This is a genomic window from Thermodesulfovibrionales bacterium (genome assembly GCA_035686305.1).
GTDB lineage: Bacteria > Nitrospirota > Thermodesulfovibrionia > Thermodesulfovibrionales > UBA9159 > DASRZP01.
In genome coordinates this window covers 1-23,843 of record DASRZP010000075.1, presented here as the reverse complement: position 1 = coordinate 23,843, position 23,843 = coordinate 1, and the positions used below count along the sequence as shown (strand labels likewise).

The window sequence follows — 23,843 nt, the reverse complement described above, 5'->3', positions numbered from 1 at the left end:
TGAGTGAGCTCAGGCCGAAAGTTGACAAACTCCAGGCTCAATTCTTATTATAAATCGATTGGAGTTGTTGACGTTCTCCAGCGTCTGACGCCGATGCCCCGGCTCCAGACGCTTTTTTTGACTGTAAAAAGGGTTTTCATTCCATGATGAGGTGACAGATAATGTGCAGACTTGCTGCGATAACATCACGGAACTTTTTTTCACCCATGGAGAATATCCTTGCCCTCGAAACCATGAAGGAAGGTCACGATGGTTCAGGTCTCGGCCTCACCCTTAAGGATCTCGGCGGAGAATTCGAGGGCCTGAAGAAGTATCCGGTGCTGTCCGGTATCTGTTCAAACAGCGGGAAGAAGGCCCTTGATGACTTCATGAAGAAGCAAGGGTTTAAGCTCAAGCACGAATGGACCCCGAGAATAAAGCCGGTCAAGGGAATCACGCGCCGCGACTGCTACTTCGCACGGGCCTACGACTATCCGGCTGAGTACCGGAGCAGGCCGATGAGTGAGAAGGAAGACCTCCTGGTGAACACACGCCTCGCCCTGAGGAGGGCAGGCGAGCCTGATGGGTCGATCTTCGCTTTTTCCTTCTATCCCGATGTGATTACCCTGAAGGAGGTTGGAGACCCGCTCGAGGTGGGGGAGTTCTTCGGCCTTGACAGGGACGGGTTGAAAGCGAAGATCATCCTTGCTCAGGGAAGACAGAATACAAACTATGCCATCTATCTTTACGCCTGCCATCCGTTCTTTATTCAGGGGTATTGCTCCATGACCAACGGCGAGAATACTGCCTTTGTGCCTATCCGGGAGTTCCTCATGGGCAGAGGCGTTCCGGGCTACGCGGGATACAACAGCGACAGCGAGGTCTTCACGCACATCCTCCATTACTCTGCCAGGCAACTGGGTCTTCCCCTCAGGTACTATAAGGACGTCATTACCCCTCTCAAGACATCGGAGATAGAGCAAAGGGAAGACAGGGAATCGCTGAGACTCATGAAGCAATCATTGAGACCGCTCTGTATCGACGGTCCGAACATGGTCATCGGTTTTACTCCTGACGGCACCTGCTTTATGGTGCAGGACTCGAAAAAACTGAGGCCCGGTGCAGTCGGTGGGGTTAAAGGCAAATACGCGTTAATGTCTGAGGAATGCGGTATTGACAAGGCCGTCCCGAAACGGGACAGGGCCAAGGACATCTTCCCCATGAAATATGATATGGTCATGATCTCGCCTCAGGCGCAGGAGGTAACAGTATGGAACCAGCTTCACGGTTAGACCATAACCATCAACTCTCCCTGAGGGAGTTTCCCTATATCATCCGCTGGAGAGATGACCGGTGCAAAAGGTGCGGAAGATGCACTGCCGTCTGCCCTGTCAAAGCCATCGAGCCAACGGTCAAGGTCCTGAGGACGGTCCAGTCAGAAGGTCCCATTCCGAAGCCCGTGGCCGTAAGAAAGGTTACCCAGATTGTTGAGCAGGTGCTTGATATGGAACGGTACTGCACAGGCTGCGGGACCTGCACCCTCGTGTGCCCGAATGAGGCAATCGAGCCCGAGTACAATTTCCAGAACAAGTTCTATCATTACAAGAATAAAGGCGGGGAACCCTATAAGAGGGGCGGCAGGAGAAACGATCCGGCAACATCGACCCTGGACAAACTCAAATTCACGAGGATCTCGATGCTTACCGATCCTGCGCTCGATGCCGGAAGGCATGAATTCCGGGTCAGGTCCCTCCTCGGAAGAATCTTGTCCCCGGAGGAATTACCGTTGAGGATCACTGATGGCACCTTGGTTGTTGACAGGGAGAGCGGAACCTTTATCCCTCCCGTGCGCGAGATATTCCCTATCATGATCGGCAGCATGTCTGTCGGCGCCCTCTCTCCTCCCATGTGGGAAGGACTTGCCATGGGCGTGGCCTATCTCAACGAGGTTGAGGGACTGCCCGTTGTTATGTGCTCGGGCGAAGGCGGAATGCCGCCAAGACTCCTGAAGTCAAGGTATCTGAAATACTTTATCATCCAGATCGCCTCCGGCTATTTCGGATGGGACGAGATCATCCATGCCCTGCCCCACATGGTGGAAGACCCGGCTGCCATAGAGATCAAGTACGGTCAGGGAGCGAAGCCCGGTGACGGCGGATTGCTCATGGCCCAGAAGGTACTCAAGCTCATAGCGAGCATTCGTGGTGTACCGCAGTTTGTCGACCTTGCCTCGCCTCCCACTCACCAGACGAAGTACTCCATTGAAGAAGCTGTCGCTAAGATGATCCAGTCCATGTCCATGGCCTGGGGCTTCAGGGTGCCCGTCTATCCCAAGATATCAGGCACGAAGACTGCCCGGGCCGTGCTGAACAATCTGGCGAGAAACCCCTATGCCGCTGCCCTTTCTATTGACGGTGAGGACGGTGGGACGGGCGCAGCGTATAATGTGTCCCTAGATAAAATGGGCCATCCGATTGCGTCAAATATAAGAGACTGTTATCTCGACCTTGTGAAACAGGGCAAACAGAACGAGCTTCCCCTTATAGCGGCCGGCGGCGTCGGGAAGAAAGGGAATCTTGCCGCTAATGCCGCGGCCCTCATCATGCTCGGGGCTTCGGCAGTCTCGATCGGCAAATACATCATGCAGGCTGCGGCAGACTGCTTTGGTGACGAATACAACCGCTGTAACCTCTGCAACACCGGCAAGTGTCCGAGGGGGATAACCACGCAGGACCCGAAGCTTTACAGGAGACTCGACACCGACAAGGTGGCCGAGCGCGTGGTAGAGACATTTAAGGCCGCCGATGTGGAACTGAGAAAGATATTCGCGCCCATGGGCAGGAGCACGGAACTCCCGATCGGCATGTCCGACGGGTTGAGCATCGAAGACAAGGCGATGGCAGAGAGGTTAGAGATCAGCTATGCGTGCTAAGAAGGGTTTAGAGGTCAAGAAACCGTCACCCGGAGGCAAGGGCCGGAAGGCAAGGGCCGGCGGACAAGAGGTCAGCAAGAGTGTGGCCACCATACCGGGGAATGTAAAGGGCAACCGCGTCCCTTCGAGGATTCTTGAAGAGCAGATACAGAATGCCGTACGTGATGGTGCGCGGGAACTCCATATCCTTGCCGATGGCCAGCATGGTATCGGCGGTCGCATCTGGCCGAGGGGTGAGTGGGTGACGATAACGATCGACGGCCCTGTCGGACAGAGGACCGGCGGTATGGGAATGCCGGGGACTGAAATACTGGTGCGGGGGAGTTCATCCGATGATATCGGATGGCTTGACTGCGGGGCGAAGATAACCGTCCTGGGGGATGTGACGAACGGCGCCTTTAATGCGGCAGCGCAGGGTATCCTCTATGTCCAGGGAAGCGGAGGCGCCCGTTGCGATACCATGACAAAGCAGAACCCGCGCTTCGACCCCCCTCAGTCCTGGTACTTCAGGGATGTTGGGGACTCCTTCGCAGAATTTAAGGCAGGGGGAATCGCGGTGGTCTGCGGCGTAAACCCGAGAAACCCGGAAAACATTCTTGGCTACCGTCCCTGCGTCGGCATGGTGGGAGGGACCATCTACTTCAGGGGCCCGATCCAGGGATACAGCGAAAGGGATGTTAAACTCCTTGACCTCACTCAGCAGGACTGGGAATGGCTCAAGACAAACATGATGCCCTTCCTTGATGCCGTTGACAGGTCATCGTATTATCCTGAGCTGACGCGCTCTGCCGAAGACTGGAAGAAGCTCATGGCGTATACGCCTCAGGAAAAGAGGGGGAAAAAATGGTTCAGGATGTCTACCTCCGATTTCAGGAAGAACCTGTGGGACAAAGAGGTAGGCCAGGGCGGCATATTCGCAGCATATCTGAACCATGACCTCACCTTGCTGCCGTATATCACGACGGGCAAAGACAGGAGGAACAAGCCCCTTTGGTCAAATGAGAAATTTGCGCCGCCCTGCGCGTATGCCTGTCCGACACAGATCCCGTCGCACAAGAGGGCATCGCTCATCAGGCAGGGTAGGCTGAATGACGCCCTGGAACTGGTGCTGAAGTACAGCCCCCTACCCGCGACGGTCTGCGGGGAGATCTGTCCGAACCTCTGCATGCAGAGCTGCACAAGGGCGCATCTCGACAAGCCCCTCGAAATAGACATGATGGGGAAGCTTGCCCTTGACCTTCCTGCACCGAAGAAAGAGCCTGCAACGGGACATACCATAGCCGTTATCGGCGGCGGACCGGCAGGCATGAGCGCTGCATGGCAACTGGCCCTGAAGGGGCATGCCGTTGACATCTACGAATCTACGGGCAAGCTTGGTGGCAAGATAGAACTCTGCATCCCGAGGGAACGGCTCCCCCATCAGATCCTCGAAAAAGAGGTTCAGCGCTTTAAGGAACTCGGCGTCAACCTCTATCTGAACACGACGGTGACGCGACAGGAATTCGATGCGATATACAAGAGTCATGAAGTCGTCATCCTGGCATGCGGCGCCCACCAGCCGAGAAAGGTATCCTTCCCCGGTTCTGAGGAGATCGTGTCCGCCTATGATTTTCTGAGGGACGTTAACCTGGGCAATAAGCCAGACCTTGCCGGCAAGAAGGTCGTCGTCATCGGTGCGGGAAATGTCGGAATGGATGTCGCCTCAGAGGCGTACAACAACGGTGCAGAATCGGTCGTGGCCGTTGATATTCAGAAGCCCGCTGCCTTCGGTGCTGAGATGGAGATCGCCAAGGCAAAGGGCACTGAAATAATCTGGCCGAAGGTTACTGATCGTTATGATAAGACTGAGAGGAGAATCTTCTTCAAGGATGGCACATCCCTCGACGCAGACTTCGTCGTCATGTCCATCGGCGATGTTCCCCAACTCGACTTCCTCCCCCCGGGAATCCACACGGAACGCGGATGGATACCGGTCAACGACAAATTCCAGACATCTGACGTCAAAGTCTATGCCATCGGCGACGTTACGGGCCTCGGTCTCGTTACCCATGCCATTGGTCATGGGAGGATCACTGCAGACATCATCCATTACGAATTGATGCATGCGCCCCGCCAGCCCGAGATCAAGCAGGTGATAGCCTATGAGAAGGTCAAGACCGAATATTACGACATGTGCATCGGCGATGATGTCTCCCCAGAGGCCTCGGCCAACCGATGCATGTCGTGCGCAACCTGCCGTGATTGCCACATCTGCGAGGCGACCTGTTACTGGGGTGCAATCAGCAGGGTCGAATACAAAGACGGCTCCTATGAGTATGTCGTTGATGACGAGAAATGCATCGGATGCGGATTCTGTGCGGGCGTCTGTCCCTGCGGAGTATGGGAGATGGTCGAGGTCATCTAGAGAGAGCTTTCTCTCTTTCCACCGCTGCTCATCCTCTCATCTTCTCTCACCGTCTGCAGGTGCTCGCAAGGCTGCGCAATAATTGGCGTGAAAAGATCGCTTTTTCCCTCGGCCCTCCGCACTTCAGAGATGTCGCTCGCCGTCGTCCGGCAACCGATGGTGGGAAGCAGCAATTGCCCGATTATGTCGACTCTTAACCGCTTCAGCAGGGGTTTTCGCTGATCAAGGAAGACAACGGTCTGTTGCAAAACTTCACTGAGATATGAGAAATTATACTGCAATGAAAAGGCTGATGAAAGGATTCGGGGCCCTCCTCCTGGCACTCTTCCTCGGAACGGGCCTTGAGACAGCCCTTGCGCAGGTAAAGGGAGGCGGAAGTCCCCTTCCCTCTCCTGTTGACGTATCGATCAGATTCAGCAGGAATGAGGGGTTCAGCCGCTTTGTCTTTGAAGCAGCAGATGATCTTTTCATCAGGGCCATAGTCGTTACACCCGCACGGGACCAGATAAAGGTACGGTTTCCTGTGCCTGTCAGACTCACGACGAAGAACATTCCGGACGTTGAGACATTGTTGAAGGGAAACGTCTATCTCATAAACCAGAGTACCCCTTTCAAGATAAAGGTCTTGCAGCTGTCCTCACCCCCGCGACTCTCACTTGATGTCATACCGGTGTCCGGAGACGAAGGCCGCCGGCCGGCGACCAAAGAAAGCGGGCTTCCCGATATGTCTCCCGGGTTCCACGTAGTCCTCGACCCCGGTCACGGCGGATACGACCTGGGCATCATCTCAGGAGATCTCAGGGAAAAGGACATAACGCTTTCTATTGCGCGCGATTTGGAGGCTGTCCTCACGAGAAAGAACAGGCATGCGACGCTGACGAGGAAGTCCGACCAGTTCCTGTCGATCACCGACAGGGCCTTCGCAGCAAATCAGAAACCCCTTGACGCCTTCATCAGCATACACCTCTCGCTTTCGTCCGCCTTTGTCATCTTCACCTGTTTCACTGAACCGTCGACTACTGAGGCCCAACCGACAGAACTGTACAGTCTGATATCGAGACAGAAGAGGTTCATCGAAAAGAGCAAGGCCCTTTCCGAGGGTCTGGGGAAGACGCTCGGTGCAGAATTCAAGAACGACATCATCTATCGGGAGATGAATCTGCCGCTCCTGAGCTCCATGAACGCGCCCGCCGTCCTTATTGAACTCCCGGTGAACCTCGCCTATGATAAACCCTTGAGGACCAAGCTCGTTGAAGCCCTTGTGAGGGGACTCTCTGCCTATGCGAATCGATAGAATAAAACTTCTCTGGGTCTTCGTGTTTCTGCTCCTCTTCGGCATCGGCATAGCAGGAGGATATCTCTTCGTGTCAAAGAAATTTCCCCTTCAGAAGCCGGAACCTCAGGAGCCTCAGCCGGCAGCACAGCAGCAGATTGATGATTTGATATCTGTGAGGATCTACTATCCGTCAGGGGGAAGGCTTGCTATGGAAGAAAGACGGGTCCGGAGGGGGACGGACCTGACGATTGCAGAAGAGACGATCGAAGAGTTCCTCAAGGGTCCGACGAGTTTTCCGAACACCGAAAAGCGCATTATCCCTTCCGGTGCAAAGGTCCTTGGATCGTACCGCGGCAGCGACGGCATTCTCTATGTTAACCTCTCTGATGATTTCAGGAGAAACTTTCAGGGCGACGCTCCGGCAGAATTCCTTCTCCTCAAGGGGCTTTACGAAACTGTCATATCGAATGTCAAGGGCATAGACGATGTGAAGATCATTGTCGAAGGCAAGGAGATAGAGAGTATCGGTGGTCACATCTTCAGCCTCTATCCCCTGAAGAATACCCTGGCCGAGGCCAAGTAGCGATGAACAATAAGCCCATCGGTGTCTTCGATTCAGGAATAGGCGGACTGACCGTTCTCAAGGAGCTCTTCAGGGTACTCCCGAAGGAGAGCACCCTCTACCTCGGGGATACGGCCCGTGTGCCCTACGGCATTCGGTCGGCAGAAACAGTGACGCGTTATTCTTTCGAAAACACCGGTTTTCTCGTCTCGGAGGGCATTAAACTTCTCGTGGTGGCCTGTAATACGGTCTCGGCAGTCAGCCTTGAGGAGATACGAAAGCGGGTATCTATGCCCGTGATCGGCGTTATCGAACCGGGATCGCGGGCAGCGGCAAAGACTACGAGAAACAGAAAGGTCGGCGTTATCGGCACGGAGGCTACTATCGGAAGTAACGCTTATACGCGGATCATCAAGGGCTTTGATGATTCCATCGATGTCTTCGGCCTCCCCTGCCCCCTCTTCGTACCCCTTGTCGAAGAAGGATTGACAGAAGGGGAGATAGCGGAGATTGTCGCCGAACGCTATCTGAAGAATGTGAAAGATAAGGGCATAGATACCCTCGTCCTCGGCTGCACCCATTATCCTCTCCTGAAGAACGTTATTGGGAAGGTGATGGGAAGCTCCATCGTACTCATAGACTCTGCCATTGAGACGGTACGAGAGATCAGAAAGACACTGCTCAGGGACGGCATCGAGGCCGATTCGGCGGCCGAACCCTCAAGGCTCTTTTACCTGACCGACGCCCCTGAGCGGTTCAGGCGCGTCGGCGAGAGGTTCCTCGGTCAAAGGATAGAGAAGATCGCAAAAATCGATATCGGAGGTCGCTGATGAGGCAGGACGGCAGAAAGAACGACGAACTGAGGAAGGTTAAGATAACGCGGAACTTCCTGAGGACTGCGGAGGGCTCCGTCCTTATCGAGATGGGGGATACCAAAGTCATCTGCGCATCTTCCATCGAGGAAAAGGTCCCCCCGTTCCTGAAAGACCAGAAGAAGGGCTGGATCACAGCGGAATACGGGATGATCCCTAGGTCGACCCATACGAGGATGATGAGGGAATCCGTCTCGGGCAGGATAGGCGGGAGGACCCATGAAATCCAAAGGCTCATCGGCAGGGCGCTCAGGTCCGTTGTAGACCTTGAGGCCCTTGGAGAGCGGACGGTCTGGATCGACTGCGACGTCATTCAGGCGGATGGAGGAACACGGACAGCTTCGATCACCGGCGCCTTCATATGCATGGCCGATTCCCTGAACTATGCCCTTGACAAGGGGATGATCCTGAAGACACCTATCAGGGACTACCTCGCGGCCGTCAGCGTCGGGATCATCCATGGTGAACTCCTCCTTGACCTCTGCTATTCGGAAGATTCCGCGGCAGAGGTGGATATGAATGTTGTTATGACAGGGAATGGCAATTTCGTTGAGGTTCAGGGGACTGCTGAAGGCTCGCCTTTTTCTAAGAGGGACCTTGAAGCCCTCATAGATCTTGCAGAGAGCGGTATCAGGAACCTGATCGCCATCCAGAAAGAGGCCCTCAGCTCAACCGGGGCCATCGGCTTTGCTTAAGGATGGGGAGTGTGGTAAAATCAAAATAATACGTTTGGAGGTAGCTGAGCATTGAGCGGTGTTTACAGGAGTCTCTTTATCTGGTTGCTGATAGGCCTGATGATGATACTCCTCTTTAACCTCGTCAGTACGCCCCAGAAGATGGAAGACGAGATGATCTTCTCTGATTTCATGGCAAAAGTTGACCAAGGCGAGGTAGAAGAGGTTGTCATAAAGGAAAACCACATCACAGGACGGTTGAAAGACGGCAAGAAATTCAAGACCTATTCTGCCGAATATCCTGACCTTGTCAAAGACCTGAGGGCAAAGGGTGTCAAGATCTCGGCAAGGCCGCCCGACCAGAATCCCTGGTACATCAACTTCCTGATCTCCTGGGGCCCCATCATCTTCATAGCCCTCATCTGGATCTTTTTCATGCGCCAGATGCAGACCGGCGGTAACAGGGCGCTATCCTTTGGAAAGAGCAAGGCACGCCTTATATCGAACAAGGCTGTAAAGCTTACGTTTGCCGACGTTGCCGGTGTGGAGGAGGCAAAGGCAGAGGTCCAGGAGATCATCGACTTTCTCAAAGACCCGCAGAAGTTCTCGAAACTCGGAGGGAAGATCCCGAAGGGGGTTTTGCTCGTCGGCTCTCCCGGTACGGGAAAGACCCTCCTTGCCAAGGCTATTGCAGGCGAAGCGGGTGTCCCCTTTTTCAGTATTTCAGGATCGGATTTTGTCGAGATGTTCGTGGGAGTCGGTGCTTCGAGGGTGAGGGACCTCTTTGAGCAGGCCAAGAAGAGCGCGCCCTGCATTGTGTTCATAGACGAGATCGACGCTGTGGGACGGCACAGAGGCGCCGGTCTCGGAGGCGGGCACGATGAACGGGAACAGACCCTTAACCAGCTCCTCGTTGAGATGGACGGGTTCGAAGGTACTGAAGGCGTGATCATTATCGCTGCGACGAACAGGCCCGACGTCCTCGATCCTGCCCTTTTGAGGCCCGGAAGGTTTGACAGGCAGGTGGTTGTTCCAGCGCCTGACGTAAAGGGAAGGCTGGAAATCCTCAAGGTCCACACCAAGAAGATCCCCCTTGACGAGAAGGTGAATCTCGATCTTATAGCGAGGGGGACACCGGGCTTTTCCGGGGCAGATCTCGCAAACCTCGTAAATGAGGCTGCCCTCCTTGCAGCAAGGCAGTCAAAGAGCAAGGTCGAGATGTTGGACTTTGAGTCCGCAAAGGACAAGGTCCTCATGGGAGTCGAGCGTAAGAGCATGATCATCAGCGAAGCAGAAAAGACCAATACGGCTTATCACGAGGCCGGTCACGCACTTGTGGCAAGGCTGACCCCGGGGACAGACCCAATCCACAAGGTGAGCATCATACCGCGCGGCAGGGCGCTGGGAGTGACGCAGCAACTTCCCATTGATGACAAGTATACGTACTCCAAGGACCATCTCCTCAAGACGATAAAGGTTCTCATGGGCGGAAGAGCGGCTGAGGAGATCGCCCTCCACCATATGACAACGGGCGCGGGGAACGACATAGAGCGCGCGACTGACCTCGCAAGGAGAATGGTCACGGAATGGGGGATGAGCGAGAAACTGGGGCCCCTCACCTTCGGCAAGAAGGACGAACAGATCTTTCTCGGCAGGGAGATAGCAAAGCACAAGGATTACAGCGAGAAGATTGCCGAAGAGATCGATGAAGAGGTGAGGGGCATTGTTACCGATGCATACGACGAATCGAAGAAACTCCTCGTATCGAACTACAACATCCTCGAAGCCTTTGCAAGAGCCCTGCTCGATAAGGAGACCCTCGATGCTTCCGAAATTGATGCCCTCATTGCTCAGGTGAACGGGAAGGAGCAGACGAAGGCCGGCAGCAGCGAAGAGGTTGCGGTATAAAGGGTTTATTCCGGTCGATCTTTCCCTTTCGCCTATGCTGATCATTCTTCTTCTCGCCTACCTCTTCGTCGCATCCTTTGGTTACTGGCTCCAGATCCTTAATCTGAGACACCTGAAACAATACGGTGATGTTGTTCCCCTGGAATTCTCGGATTACATCGACAGGGACGTGCTGAAGAAGACGAGGGATTATACCGTCGAGCACAGCCGTTTCAGCATCATCGAGTCGATTGCTTTGGATAGTATTGTCATCCTCTTCTTCTTCTTCGGGGGGCTCTTCAATACCTATAACTCGTGGATCGTCTCCCTCAATCAGAACTCCGTTGTCTCGGGAACGCTCTTCTTCCTCTTCCTGACCTATGCAAAGACCATACTCTCGATTCCCTTTGACCTTTACAGCGACTTCAGGATAGAGAACAAGTACGGCTTCAACACCATGACAGGGAGATTGTGGGTCAGCGATTTTCTGAAATCCATAGGCCTTACCACCATACTTCTCGGCACCATGACGGCATCGGCATTCTTTATCATCACCATGAGCCCGGAACATTGGTGGTTTATTGTGTGGCTCTTTTTCCTCGTCTTCAGTCTCCTCATCATGTATATCTCGCCCTATGTTATCGAACCCCTCTTCAACAAATTCACTCCCCTCGATGACGAGACCCTGGAAGGTCCGATCAAGGAGCTCATGAAAAAGGCCGGGATCATGGTCAGCAGGATTTTTCGCATCGACGCGTCGAAGAGGAGCCGCCACACCAATGCCTATTTTACCGGCATCGGCAGGGTAAAGCGCATCATCCTCTTTGATACGCTCCTCGAGAAATTGGACAGGGAAGAGATCCTTTCGGTCCTGGCCCACGAAGCGGGCCACTGGAAGAAGAGACATATCCTGAAGCACATCGTGATGGTAGAGGCCCTTTCATTCATCGGCCTGTACCTCTCCTTCCGAATAATCGGGACCGGTTTCCTGAACGATCTTTTCGCACTTCGGCACAACACCATCTTTGCGAGCCTCCTCATCCTCGGCTTTATCGGAGGCATCGTCGCGTTTCCCTTCACGCCCCTCATGAGTTATCTCTCACGGAAGCATGAAAGGGAGGCCGACGGGTTTGCAGCCGTAATAACGGGGAATCCCGGGGCGATGGCAACATCGCTCATAAAACTTTCGAAGGACAACCTCTCGAACCTCCATCCCCATCCCCTGTATGCAGCATTCTATTACTCCCATCCGCCGGTGGTACAACGGGTGAGGGAGATACACAGCATGGTGACACAGGAATAAAATCCCGGCGGGGTGTCAGAGCCCCTTTCTGTCCTCAGACCGAAGGCTTGATGTTCTGGTTCATCCGGAAGATGTTCGTCGGGTCGTATTTCTTCTTGAGCGCCACCAGCCGATTGTACGCCGCACCGTAGGCGAAGGCGATGCGGTTGGTCTCTTCCTGGGTCAGGAAGTTGATGTACGCTCCGCTGCTGGCAAAAGGTTGTGCCTTGGCGAAGAACTCGCGCGCCCAGGCGATACAGCGCTCATCCTCGGCGGCCGACTCCCAGCGGCCGTGCACGTTCATCACATAATTGGCATCCCGACTTGAGTAGGCCATCGCCTCGGGCGCTATGCGGGCCGTCTGGCCTCCGATCGTGCCGACGAAGATCTCGCACTGCGGTGACGGCAGCGTGCCGGCGTATTCGATGATGACGTCGATCGCGCCGTCGCTGAGCTTCGAGAAGTTGTGCGACTTCCAGTAGTTGCGAGCGCCCGGTGTCAAGGGCGGATCGAAGGCCTGCTGCCACGCGGTGTACGGCTGAACACCGATGTGTTCGCCGTGCGCTGTGCCGAACCCGCGCAGCGGCTCGATCAGCTTTTCGCCCTCAGTCGGTTCACCCGCATAGCACAGTGCGAGCACGACGATCTCTTTCCCGTGGACGTCCTTCTGCAGGAAGGGCAGCGGGGGAGCCTTCCGGGTGATCATCCAGACGTTGAGCTCGTCCGGCATCGTCTCGGTGAAACGGGCGAACTGCCTGAGCACTGACTTTGCCTGGTCGAAGGGGAAGACGATGAACCCGCTCAGCACTCCCGGCCCAACGTGATGGAGCTGGAACTCGAAGCTGGTGACAATACCGAAGTTCCCGCCTCCACCACGGAGCCCCCAGAAGAGGTCATCGTTTTCCGTTTCGCTGGCATGCACTTGATTGCCATCCGCCGTGACGACATCGGCAGAGAGCAGGTTGTCGATGGTCATGCCGTACTTCCGGCTCAGCCACCCGAAGCCGCCGCCGAGCGTCAGGCCGGCCATGCCCGTGGTCGAGTTGATGCCCAACGGCGTGGCGAGACCGTGCGCCTGCGCGGCCGCGTCGAAGTCGGCAAGGGTGCAGCCGGGCTCGACGGTCGCCCGGCGCGCGTTCAGGTCAATTTGGACGCGCTTCATCAGCGAGAGGTCGATCATGAGGCCGTCGTCGCAGACGGCATTGCCCGCGATGTTATGGCCGCCCCCTCGAATCGAGACAAGGAGGTCGTGCTTGCGCGCGAACTTTACGGCCTGGACAACATCTTCAGGCGACGTGCATCGGGCGATCAGCGCTGGCCTGCGGTCGATCATGGCGTTCCAGATCCTCCGCGCCTCGTGATAGCCTGCAGAGTCAGGCGTGAGGAGTTCGCCTCGAAGACCGGCTCTGAAGGCTTCGACGGCGACTTCCTTAATCACCTTTTCCGAGCGACTTGTCGTGATAATTCGTATGTCTGCCATCATGAACCTCCCCTTTATGGTGGTTTGTTTGAGATCAGTGCGGCGCCTAACGACAATGCTCAAGGACGCGGGGCTCAAAGCAGCCAATCCCCAGCGTCGCCTAGAGTAAATTGTTAACCCCGATTGAGTTCTTTTCTTTCACATCCATTGGTATGAATCTATGATATTTTGGATTATCGATTTTGCTGTATTTACTGTACTGTCAGAAATCTCAATTTCGTATTGTTTGCCATCTTCCCCTGTGAAGGTATACCGCCTTTCAATAAAGCCGCCTATGACTATGACGTTAGCGCGAGCTTGCTGGAGGCCGAAGGACTCAATGTAGGTGCTGTGCCGTGCTCGAACGGATTGTTCAGTCGCGCGAATCAAGCGCGCCAGCGCGACGGGAACAGCTATTATTGAATTTCTTCTGCATTTGATTGCATTATAGAAGCAATGCAACCTTGTGTCAAATTGCTTTTGATCCAACAAGTCCGGCCCTTGAAACCACCCTATTTAATGGGTTAGTATGTTCCAAATTTGCTTTCTACCGACACATAACGGAAGGTCGGAAGATTGACTAATAACGAAGACACATGATACTCGAATGGTCCAAGTACAAGCTTGATCTCTCAAGGAAGACCCACATCATGGGCATCCTGAATGTGACGCCCGATTCATTTTCCGATGGCGGCGCTTTTTTCGACAGAGACGCCGCGATCGAGCGCGGGTTCAGGCTTGTCGAAGACGGTGCGGACATCATCGATATCGGCGGGGAATCTACACGGCCTGGCTCTGAAGCGCCGCCGATTGAGGAAGAATTGAGGAGGACCATCCCTGTTATCGAGGCCCTGGCAAAGAAATTACCGATACCGATATCCATAGACACTTATAAGTCGGCTATAGCAAGAAGGGCGCTCGATGCCGGGGCGTCAATCGTCAATGACATCAGCGGCCTGCGCTTTGATCCGGAAATGCCGAAGATCGTTGCCGACTATAACGTGCCGCTCGTGATCATGCACATCCGGGGAACGCCGAAAAACATGCAGGTCAATCCGGTCTATGATGCCTTGATACCGGAGATTATGGATTATCTCAGGGAGGGCATCAGGCTTGCTGTGGAAGCTGGGGTTCGGGAAGAGAGCATAATTCTTGATCCGGGCATTGGTTTCGGCAAGACCTTCGAACACAATCTCGAGATTCTCGGGAACCTCGGCGAATTTTCACGCCTCGGGAAACCTCTTCTCGTGGGCCCTTCACGAAAGGCCTTCATAGGGAAGGTACTGGCAGGCGCCCCACCCTCCGACCGCGTTGAAGGCACTGCTGCGGCAGTGGCTATCGCGATTCTTAACGGAGCCCATATCGTCCGTGTTCACGACGTGAAAGAGATGGCCAGGGTGGCAAAGGTTGCAGACGCGATCAAGAGCGGGATTATCCGAGAATCTCCCTGAGGGAATCGCCGGAATTTCTGAGGAGATCCCAGGCTTCTTCCTTTGACACCCCCCTCGCTTTCATAACGATTGCCACCTTCGGCCTCATCTCGGCCAGCCTGAGGTATCGGCCGGCCTCTTCCCTGGTGCAGCCTGTTATTTCCATGATGATTCCCTCAGCCCTCTGAACAAGCTTCTTGTTCGAGGGGACAACGTCAACCATCAATCCCCTGTAAACCTTTCCGATCCTGATCATAGTTGCGCTGGAGAACATATTGAGAACGAGCTTTGCGGCGGTCCCCGCCTTCAGCCGTGTGGATCCGGCGATCACCTCAGGTCCGGTGACGACCTCGACGATTCCGTCAGGCATAACCATCGTAGAGTCGTCAAGGAAGAGTGGCATCTCCGTCCTGTTGCAGGTCATCAACCATGTCCTTGCACCGCGTTTTCTTGCCGTATCGAGGAAGGCCAGGACAAAGGGAGCCCTCCCGCTTGCCGATATCCCGATGACCATGTCCTTACTCGTGACAGAAAATGCACTATCCCTTCCGGCATCTACGTCATCTTCAGCGCCTTCAACGGACTTCCTTATCGAAGCATCTCCTCCCGCGATCACAGCACGAAAAAGATCGTGAGACACGCCGAAGGTCGGTGGCATTTCCGCTGCATCGATCAGACCGATCCTTCCGCTCGTCCCGGCCCCGACATAGAATATTCTCCCGCCCCTTCTGATCGCCGATACAGCCTCTTCCACGGCCTTCGCAAGAGAAGGGATGGCGGCCCTGACCGCATGAATGACGGCAGCGTCCTCCTCGTTCATCAGCTCAAGCACCCGCTCTACAGCGAGGACATCGATGTTCCCTGATTTGGGGTTTCTCTCTTCTGTCGTTGACATAGCGCAGCATTACCGCGTCATGAGGTCTATCATAGCATGTCATGGGCACGAAGAAAATCCCTTCCGAATGGATATGATACAATAACACTAACAGTTGTACAGGTAACGGAGGAGCGATCAATGACTGCAGTGAAAGAAGGAGACACGATCAGAATCGAATACATAGGAAAACTCGAGGACGGCACCATCTTCGATTCCTCGGCAGCCGACAGGCCTCTCGAGTTTACCGTCGGGGAAGGAGAGGTAGTCGCCGGACTCGAAAAGGGAGTGATCGGCATGACCACCGGTGAATCACGGTCCATCAGGATAGGGATGGAGCAGGCCTATGGCCCTCACAGAAAGGAACGCGTTTGCGAACTCGATAAGAAGAGGGTGCCGGAAGGTTTTCACCCCGAGGTCGGCAAGCAGTTGCAATTGTATCGTGCTGACGGCCTTCCTGTTATGGGAACGGTGATCAAAATATCAGAAACCTCCTTTACCATGGATTACAACCATCCCCTCGCCGGAAAGACCCTGATATTCGATACGACACTTCTCGAGATCCTGTGAGTGACTCCCTTGGCCGAACCTTTCTCAGGAAAGAGAACACTTACGAAGATGCCGTATGCTGACGCCGCATCGGACGAAGATGGCTCTCCCTTCGCAAGAGTCTTTCTCCCCTTTCTCCGTCTCACGATCGCAAGAAAACTCTTCCTCGGTTACCTCACGCTCTATGTTCTGCTCCTCGCTGTCGCCGTCTTCAGCCTCTGGAGTCTTGAACGGCTAAACGATATTAACCGAAGTGTCATAAGGACGGATATATCCCTGATAGAAACGTCGGAAAAGATGATCGATGTCCTTCTCTCCCAGGAGCTTTACGCACGACGATACAGCATCCTCAAGAGCCCGGAGACCATGGCCCTCTTCAAGGAAAAGAGCAGGGAGTTCGAGAATCTCTATAATGGGATACGCGGTCTGCCGGACCTTCAGGAGGTCCCCCTGGACCGCCTGGCGACCCTCCACGCTGAATACAGCGATCTCTTTACGGAGAGCATGCTTTCCTTGGCGCCTCCTTCCTCCCCTCAGGGAGTGAGGTACGACAGGGAAATCAGAAATCGCCAGGAAGAGCTCATAAGCCTGATCAAAGAGATTTCTCTTAAGGCCCGTAGTGCCCAGCGTGAAAAAACCCTCCTCACCTCACAGATCGGCGCAACGGCCTTCAGGGTCACGGCAATACTCTGTGTTGTCAGTATTCTCGCCGGCATAATTGCGTCGTTTCTGATAACGAAGAGTATTGCGGACCCTCTGTCCAGTCTGAAGAACGCTACAAAGGAAATCTCGGAAGGAAGATTCGACTCCGTTCCTGAGATAAAGAACCAGGACGAATTGGGAGAGCTTTTTCATGCCTTTCGGGATATGGCGAAAAGGCTGAAACAAATGGAGGTGAAGTGCCTCGACGCGAGTCCCCTCACAAGACTTCCAGGAAACATCGCGATAGAGAATGTGCTCAGCGAGCGGGTTGAAGCGGGTGATCCCCTGGCATTTTGTCATTTGGATATTGACGACTTCAAGGCGTTCAACGATCGCTACGGATACGCCAGGGGCAGCGAGGTCCTGAAAACGACCGCACGGATTGTGGAGAAGTCAGTTGCCGATTGCGGGACCGGCGATGACTTTGTGGGCCATATCGGCGGAGATGATTTTGTCGTCATCACGACCCCTGACCGGTACCGGGATATATGTACTGCAATCATCGGCCTCTTTGACAAAACGATACCGGAGTTTTATGACCCTGAAGACAGGGAGAGGGGATATATCAACGGAAAGACCCGGCAGGGACAGGAGGCGCGCTTTCCCTTTATGACGATCTCAATCGCTGTAGTCACGAACAGGGATTTCGAGCTCACAAGCCACATCCAGGTGGGCGAACTCGCTGCCGAGCTGAAGGAATATGCAAAGGACCTTCCGGGAAGTGTTTACGTTGTCAACAAGAGGAGGAAGGAGCATTGAGAGACGTGAAAGGTATTCTTCGTCGTGACTGAAAAGAGAAAAAGGACAGTGGTATTTGCCATCTCATTCGCAGTGCTCGCTCTCTCTCATTGTGCCCCCGTAACGAGAGAAAGTACGAGTCTCAAAGCCACAATAAAGCCAGGCGAATTCGCGGGAGAGATTCGACGGCTGGACGGGATAGCGCAAGGCCACGGCGATCCTTCGACACGCGCCGCGGCACACCTTCAGCTTGCCGTGCTCTATTCTTCGTATAATAACCCCTCCCCCGATTATTCTCTTGCACTGAGAGAGCTTGAGACCTATGTCTCTCTGAAACCCGAAAAGGTCAAGGATTATGAGATAGCGAACTGGCTCGCCCTGCTGCGGGAACTGAGGAAATTGGAGAATGAAATGGACGGACTGAAGCAGAGAATCGATCACCTCGTCAGGTCTGAGAAGGAACTGAAGGAAGCGGAGAAGAAGAGAGAAAAAGAGAATAGAGAACTAAGAGAGTCAGAAAAAGAGCTGCGAGAAGCCGAGAAGAAGAAAGAAAAAGAGAACAGAGAACTGAGAGAGACGGTCGATCAACTGAAGGCCCTTGACGTTCAGATGGAGGAGAAAAGGAAACAGGTCAAGTGATCTGAACTGAACGAATCATGCTCAGACGGAAAAGCCGTTGATCTCCCTGTAAACAAAGATCACAAAATCATAGGCCATTCTGTCATGTCTGAGCGAAACGGTCGGGGAAAGGTTTTTCACGGCAAATTGAAAAATCTCCTCGGGAAAGATATAGTGCAGGGCACAATCCTTTCTCGGATTATGAGCTGAGAGCGCATTGAAGGCCAGGGCTATTCTGGTCCGGCGAAAAAGTCTTTCGATGGTCTCCTTGATCGTCTCGTCAAGTCCCTGGACCTTGAGATTGAATACGCCGCAGAGAAAGATGTAGTCAAACTCTTCAGTGAGCTCGTTCTTTTCACTGTCAAGAACACCAAACCTGCATTCAGGGAATTTTTCTCTCGCCAGAGAGATCATTCTCTCGTTGATGTCAAGACCCGTATAATCTACCGAGATATTCCTGTCCTTAAGAAACCGGTAAAAATCTCCCCTGCCGCATCCGAAGTCGAGAATCTTTGCACCTTCGATGTTTCCGATATCAAGAAGCGCCTCGTAATGGAGTGGCTGTCCCCTTGCATTCCATCCCACGCTCTCAGGCCTGTCGCCATGCATGGCCAAGGTCTTTTCAAAAAAGGAGATCACGTACTCCTTCGAAAGCTCATCCATATGCAGGCATATTACCATAACTGCGGGACAAATGCCCCTGCACCGATGAGCGCCTCCACGTAACAACGCCCCGCCTGACCGACCCTCATAAAGTTCCTCAGATTCGGGACGGCAAATAGAGAGATGCGATAGATTTCAGAAAAAAGTGTTGACAGATGATGTTCTCTAAGATATTATCCAAAGAATTCTAAAAATGGCCACCCGGCTGGTTGAAGCAGATATTTCAAGACTGAGTGGTCATCTGAAAGTGACGCACGGAGTCTACGGAGACATAAAGGAGGCAAGACGCATATTGGCGGACGCTTAGATTAGATAAGACAAACGAAGCCACGAAAGGAGGTCGTAGATGAGGGAAGTTCTTCGATGGTCCCTTTTGTTTGCCTGTAGCATGCTCCTCTGTTTCATCGTCGCCACGGCAGCGTCGGCAGAACCGTTCAAGATGACTTCATCGACACAGTTTTTGTGGGGTGTTGATGACTTGGACAGGAGCCAGGCTATTCTCGCTCAGTACCTGAGGTTGAGCTACAATCCCGAAAATTCAAAGATCGCACTCGCGGGATACGGAAGGCTCACCGATGCCTTTGACAGCGGGGCGATCCGGGAGAATGGTCTCCAGGGGAGACTTTACTACCTTTACCTCGACGTCGTCCTCCCTATTGAAAACACTTCGTTGCGGCTCGGGAGACAGTATGTGAACTTCTCTGCGGGCTCATCGCTCATGGACGGGGCAACACTCTCAGTCCATAAGCTCGGCCCTGTTGGAATCACCCTGGCCGGCGGCAGAGACGTCGTGTTCAGCCTCGACTCGGAGCAGTCCCGCCTCGGAAATTACTTTGTCGGGGTCGACGTTCACCTGGAAGGTATCAAGGCAACGCAGCTCGGAATCAGCTACGTGAGGAAATACGATGACTGGTACGTCGCCCGGGAAGAATTCGGTTTGAACTTCAGATACTCTTACCGGTATCTCAGTCCATACGCGGAAGTGAGATACGACAGACTCTCAAAGGTCTTCGATGAGGCAACGGTAGGGGTCGACATCTTCCCCATGAGCAATCTCATGATCAAGGGAGAATTCTATCAGTCATTCCCGACCTTTGATTCCACGTCGATTTACAGTGTCTTCGCCGTCGACCAATACCGTGAATACCTCGTGCGTGCCGAATACAGTTTCGACAACGTGCCGTTAACACCCTTTGCTTCCTATGCCCGCCAGACGTATGAAGGCAGCGAGACCGCTAACAACTTTATCGTGGGAACCAAAATCCTCCCGATGAAGAATCTTACGGTTAATGCCTCTTTCGACCGCCGGGATGGGTACGGCGGAAAAACGTGGGGTTTCGAGGTTACTGCAGATTATAAGATCAACAAAAAGTTCCTCCTCGCCGCGGGTGTCCAGTATGACGCCTACATGAGACCCGACCAGGATGGAAACAGTTACGCCCGGCGGTACTGGGCAGGCGGCCAGTGGATTCTGAACAAGAACCTCTCGCTCGTCGCCAGGATCGAGGACGATGTCAATGAGAGCTTTAACAACAGAACGCTGGGACGGGTCAGTCTGAACTGGAACCTGTAGAGAAAGGAGGAAAGTGTGACAAAAAAGATATTCATCTTCATAGCTCTCTCTCTCCTGTACAGTTCTCTCGCCTGGTCGGTCACCAGGCATACCGATTACTCAACAGGGATGGAGATCAAGGCCTGCAACGAGTGCCATACGCTCAACAACGTCACTCCCAACCATGGCCCGTTATGGGTGAAGGAGCACCGGCTGTATGCCGAGAAATATCCGAACAACTGCAAGGACTGCCACCAGCAGTCTTTCTGTCTCGACTGTCACCAGGGAGGAGGCATAGACGCTGATCTCCATGTCTCCACATTTGGAGCCGATTACATGCCGAAATCCCACCGCACCGACTGGAAAGAAATCCATCCGATAAAAGCTGCTGATGACCCCGGCAGGGGCTGCTATCGCTGCCACGATGCAAAGGCCTTCTGTCAGGCATGCCACAACAAATTCAATCCCAATGATTTGATGGTTTTGTCTCATAGAAGGGGCTTTTCCGACATCGATGTCAAGCAGGGTGGCCCGAACCATTCTGTTTTCAACACTGCCCAGTGTCCGACATGTCACCCCAACAGCCTCGTGCCTGTGAATCGGTGGTCTGCAGAACATGCAAGGGAAGCGAGAAAAAACCTCACTTCTTGTCAGTCCTGCCATTCCGACGGGCAGGTATGCCTGAAGTGCCACAGCGCCGTGAGCGGCCTCAGGGTCAACCCTCACCCGAGAAATTGGTACCGGAGCAAAGGGAGGCTCGGGAGTGCCAACGAGAACCAGACATGCCTCAAATGTCATCTGACGGTGCCTTAAATGATAATAACTTCTGAAGGAGGTAAAGATACTATGCTGCCAATGTTACAAAAGGAGGTAGGAATGACCAAGAGATCTCGGGTCCTAGTCTGTTCAGCATTGTTACTCGTGGCATTGTTTTTCCTCGCTGGTTGCGGGAGCGGCACAAAGGAAGCAGGCCCGCAGCCGCCCCTCGAGACCGCAACAAAAGTCGGCTCGGAAAGCTGTACCAATACCTGTCATGCGACGACCGTAGATGTCACGGGAACGCAGATCGCGCCTGCTTGGGCAGCGACCACCCACACCACTGACGGCAACGTTCAGTGCGAGAACTGCCACGGTCCCGCGAGCCTGCACTGGGGAGTCGGTCCCATACCTTTCCCCAACCCTCAGGCTGACCAGTGCAATGCCTGTCACGGCTTCACCGGATTCAATGCGACAGCGCATGCCAATGCGAACAAGATACCGGACAGCACCTTCTCGCAGATTCCTACTCCTGTCAGCACACCCCAGCATATCCAGGAATGTTCTGTCTGCCACAACTCGAGCCAGCGTTTCGTTTTCAACAGTGACGGCTCTCTTGCCAAACCGGATCCGAACAACCTGCCGAACCCGACAGTCTCCTGTGCGTCCTGCCATAATGCCCATGAGCCGGAGTTTAAGGTGTCTGTTCCCCAGAGAAGCGCACCGGTAGGATACCCTGTCTTTCGCAACTACGTCGTAGATTCTACGGGCGCACAGAGCAAGACCGGGTCTCCCTTTGCCGGCTTCATCTTTCAGCCAAACGGGGCAGTCCAGGCTGACGGCACCGTCGACATCACAAGGGTCGTCGGAACGAATAACGAACTGGGCGCCGAACGGGTCTGTTCCCCATGTCATACCAGGGGGAACTATCTGAACAGTGGAGGCCCGACTCATCAGCAGGACATCTATACCCAGTGGCGAGGTTCGGCCCATGGCGAACGCAATGCCCCTGCCTTTGCCGAATTCTCAGCCAATCCGACGGCGTATGTGAATCCGAATACGGGGAAAAACTACACGACTGCAGATGCCGGTCACCAGAGCCTCTGGCCCTATGATATGGCGCTGGGGAGCAATACCGGTGGAGGCGGGCAAAAGGGAGCCACTGCAAGCACGAAGCAGAACGCAGCGGTACCCGTCGGTGTCGGCAGCAATGACAATTTCCCTTGCTACAAATGCCATAACGGCCTCACTTCGATAGCATACCAGGATAATGTTCAAGGTACGTCTTCTGCGCCAGTGGTCTTTGGTGATGAGCCGGTAACCTGTGTGACCTGCCACGATCCCCATACCAATGTCGGGACGCAGAGCAAGAATACCCGTCAGCCGGTAATCATGACGAACTATTCTACAAGCAGCGTCACGATCACAGGGAATGTATTCCTCGACACTCAGCCCGTTCCCCTCGACAAGACGAAGAATGCGACTATCTGCGTTTACTGCCATCAGGGAAGGGAGAGCGGCTATACGCTGTACAAGACAAAACTCGCTCCTGGCAAGACCATCACCGGAAGCTTTTTCAATCCCCATTATCTTGGTACCGGCGCGATGCTGTGGGGCGCGAACGCCTACGAATACACCGGCAAGTCTTACAGCGTCAATGAGGCCCATCAGACCGCAAATTGCATAACCTGCCATATGAGTAATCCTACCGCTGATAACAAGAACGGCGGCCATTCATGGAACCCGAATGTGGTGAGTTGCAATACCTCATCCTGTCACGGCAGCTTCAATGCCGTAGCTGCGGAATCAGGGACGGCCTCTCCTGACGTTGACACCTATCGTGCGAATTTCGATACCAACAACTATACCGGAGATCCGAATGGACAGACGCTTTCCATCGCTCAATCCATCCAGTCCCTCGAAAACAAGCTCGTCGCCCTGCTCAAGACGAAGGGAATCGAGTACGATGACCTCAATTACCCCTATGCCTTCAAGGCCGGCCTGCCCCATACATCTGCAAATGCCTTCACGGCCTGGACCCCTCCTGCCTACAAGGCAACCTTTAATCTCCAGTTCATTGTCAAGGGGCTTCCCTCTGCTGCGACCTCTCAGCTTCTTGTACCGAACGCCTCGGCAGCTGTTCACAACTACAAGTACTGCATCCAGCTGCTCCTCGATTCCTACGCCGATCTGAACGGCTCTCCCCTTGCCGGCGCAACAAGGCCCGCGGGGACAAGACCGGCAACGGTCTATGGCCCTGGTCAGTAACTGCTCATTCTGTGTCGAGCGAGAAGGCCCCGGAAGATCCGGGGCCTTCTCTTTTGATGAGTCGAAGATCTAGTGTAATGATTCAGAAGTCCCTTTACATAAGAAACGTCGTAAAGTTCCTTGCCCGTCATTCCCGAAGTAGTAATCGGGAATCCATTTTCTTTGGAAAACAAGGGCGCCTGGATTCCCGCCTACGCGGGAATGACACCAAATGCAGTCAAACATATGTAAAGAAGCGTTGGACTCACTACACTGATATGTATTAAACCTGTCAAGAGCGTATTTTCTTACTTACCTCTTATATGACCTCCTTGGAGAATGTGCACTTTGGACAGAACAGCAGCAATAAACGACGGTAGATCACTC

Annotated in this window: 19 protein-coding genes; 16 read left to right on the top strand and 3 right to left on the bottom strand. The window is 53.9% G+C overall.

Translation table 11 applies throughout. The features are described 5' to 3' along the window. Positions 1-161 precede the first annotated feature (161 nt). The 9 genes from VFG09_08955 to VFG09_08915 all read left to right on the top strand — a co-directional run bounded on the left by VFG09_08955 (position 162) and on the right by VFG09_08915 (position 11,889). Complete coding sequence (locus tag VFG09_08955; protein ID HET6515272.1) at positions 162-1,271, top strand: glutamate synthase; 1,110 nt, start codon at positions 162-164, stop codon at positions 1,269-1,271. Next, positions 1,250-2,911, top strand: coding sequence for a glutamate synthase-related protein (locus VFG09_08950; protein HET6515271.1), 1,662 nt, complete (start codon positions 1,250-1,252; stop codon positions 2,909-2,911). The genes VFG09_08955 and VFG09_08950 overlap by 22 nt, the downstream gene beginning before the upstream one ends. Beyond that, on the top strand, positions 2,901-5,315 hold the full coding sequence (locus VFG09_08945; protein ID HET6515270.1) for an FAD-dependent oxidoreductase: 2,415 nt from the start codon (positions 2,901-2,903) through the stop codon (positions 5,313-5,315). Before VFG09_08950 ends, VFG09_08945 begins: the two co-directional genes overlap by 11 nt. 280 nt (positions 5,316-5,595) lie before the next feature. Then, the gene (locus VFG09_08940; protein ID HET6515269.1) at positions 5,596-6,609 is read left to right on the top strand and encodes an N-acetylmuramoyl-L-alanine amidase; all 1,014 of its coding nucleotides are present in this window, start codon (positions 5,596-5,598) and stop codon (positions 6,607-6,609) included. Then, entirely contained in the window at positions 6,596-7,174 is a 579-nt protein-coding gene (locus VFG09_08935) for a GerMN domain-containing protein (GenBank protein ID HET6515268.1), read from the top strand. The genes VFG09_08940 and VFG09_08935 overlap by 14 nt, the downstream gene beginning before the upstream one ends. A 2-nt stretch (positions 7,175-7,176) precedes the next feature. Then, the gene (gene murI / locus VFG09_08930) at positions 7,177-7,983 is read left to right on the top strand and encodes a glutamate racemase (protein HET6515267.1); all 807 of its coding nucleotides are present in this window, start codon (positions 7,177-7,179) and stop codon (positions 7,981-7,983) included. Continuing rightward, the gene (rph, locus tag VFG09_08925) at positions 7,983-8,720 is read left to right on the top strand and encodes a ribonuclease PH (GenBank protein HET6515266.1); all 738 of its coding nucleotides are present in this window, start codon (positions 7,983-7,985) and stop codon (positions 8,718-8,720) included. Before murI ends, rph begins: the two co-directional genes overlap by 1 nt. A gap of 51 nt (positions 8,721-8,771) precedes the next feature. Next, on the top strand, positions 8,772-10,607 hold the full coding sequence (ftsH, locus tag VFG09_08920; protein HET6515265.1) for an ATP-dependent zinc metalloprotease FtsH: 1,836 nt from the start codon (positions 8,772-8,774) through the stop codon (positions 10,605-10,607). 34 nt (positions 10,608-10,641) lie between these two features. Further along, complete coding sequence (locus VFG09_08915; GenBank protein ID HET6515264.1) at positions 10,642-11,889, top strand: M48 family metallopeptidase; 1,248 nt, start codon at positions 10,642-10,644, stop codon at positions 11,887-11,889. A 34-nt stretch (positions 11,890-11,923) separates the two neighbouring features. On the opposite strand, the gene VFG09_08910 is transcribed toward VFG09_08915, so the two are convergent. Further along, positions 11,924-13,351, bottom strand: a complete 1,428-nt coding sequence (locus VFG09_08910; protein HET6515263.1) for an FAD-binding oxidoreductase — start codon at positions 13,349-13,351, stop codon at positions 11,924-11,926. 572 nt (positions 13,352-13,923) lie between these two features. Here VFG09_08910 and folP point away from each other — a divergent pair. After that, entirely contained in the window at positions 13,924-14,778 is an 855-nt protein-coding gene (gene folP, locus VFG09_08905; GenBank protein ID HET6515262.1) for a dihydropteroate synthase, read from the top strand. Here folP and murQ read toward each other — a convergent pair. After that, positions 14,759-15,652 carry an N-acetylmuramic acid 6-phosphate etherase gene (gene murQ / locus VFG09_08900; GenBank protein ID HET6515261.1) on the bottom strand — a complete coding sequence of 298 codons (894 nt, stop codon included), beginning with the start codon at positions 15,650-15,652 and terminating at the stop codon, positions 14,759-14,761. The genes folP and murQ overlap by 20 nt on opposite strands. 120 nt (positions 15,653-15,772) lie before the next feature. Here murQ and VFG09_08895 point away from each other — a divergent pair, with 120 nt between their 5' ends. From VFG09_08895 to VFG09_08885, 3 genes are read left to right on the top strand one after another with little or no spacing between them, the layout of a single operon-like run. Beyond that, positions 15,773-16,201, top strand: a complete 429-nt coding sequence (locus tag VFG09_08895) for a peptidylprolyl isomerase (GenBank protein ID HET6515260.1) — start codon at positions 15,773-15,775, stop codon at positions 16,199-16,201. Between the two features lie 48 nt (positions 16,202-16,249). Further along, the gene (locus VFG09_08890) at positions 16,250-17,641 is read left to right on the top strand and encodes a diguanylate cyclase (protein HET6515259.1); all 1,392 of its coding nucleotides are present in this window, start codon (positions 16,250-16,252) and stop codon (positions 17,639-17,641) included. Positions 17,642-17,665: 24 nt separating this feature from the next. Then, positions 17,666-18,259 (top strand): hypothetical protein, encoded by a 594-nt coding sequence (locus VFG09_08885; GenBank protein HET6515258.1) that lies wholly within the window; start codon positions 17,666-17,668, stop codon positions 18,257-18,259. 21 nt (positions 18,260-18,280) lie between these two features. Here the strand turns inward: VFG09_08885 and VFG09_08880 are convergent, their stop codons facing one another. Further along, the gene (locus tag VFG09_08880) at positions 18,281-18,901 is read right to left on the bottom strand and encodes a methyltransferase domain-containing protein (protein ID HET6515257.1); all 621 of its coding nucleotides are present in this window, start codon (positions 18,899-18,901) and stop codon (positions 18,281-18,283) included. Positions 18,902-19,247: 346 nt separating this feature from the next. Between VFG09_08880 and VFG09_08875 the strand changes: the two genes are divergently transcribed. From VFG09_08875 to VFG09_08865, 3 genes are all read left to right on the top strand, one after another. Next, positions 19,248-20,474: a hypothetical protein gene (locus tag VFG09_08875; protein HET6515256.1), complete on the top strand. Its 1,227-nt coding sequence runs from the start codon at positions 19,248-19,250 to the stop codon at positions 20,472-20,474. A 15-nt stretch (positions 20,475-20,489) separates the two neighbouring features. After that, a complete protein-coding gene (locus VFG09_08870; protein ID HET6515255.1) occupies positions 20,490-21,266 on the top strand; it encodes a hypothetical protein in 777 nt (258 codons plus the stop codon). Positions 21,267-21,329: 63 nt separating this feature from the next. Continuing rightward, positions 21,330-23,477, top strand: a complete 2,148-nt coding sequence (locus tag VFG09_08865) for a hypothetical protein (protein ID HET6515254.1) — start codon at positions 21,330-21,332, stop codon at positions 23,475-23,477. Positions 23,478-23,843: the final 366 nt, after the last annotated feature.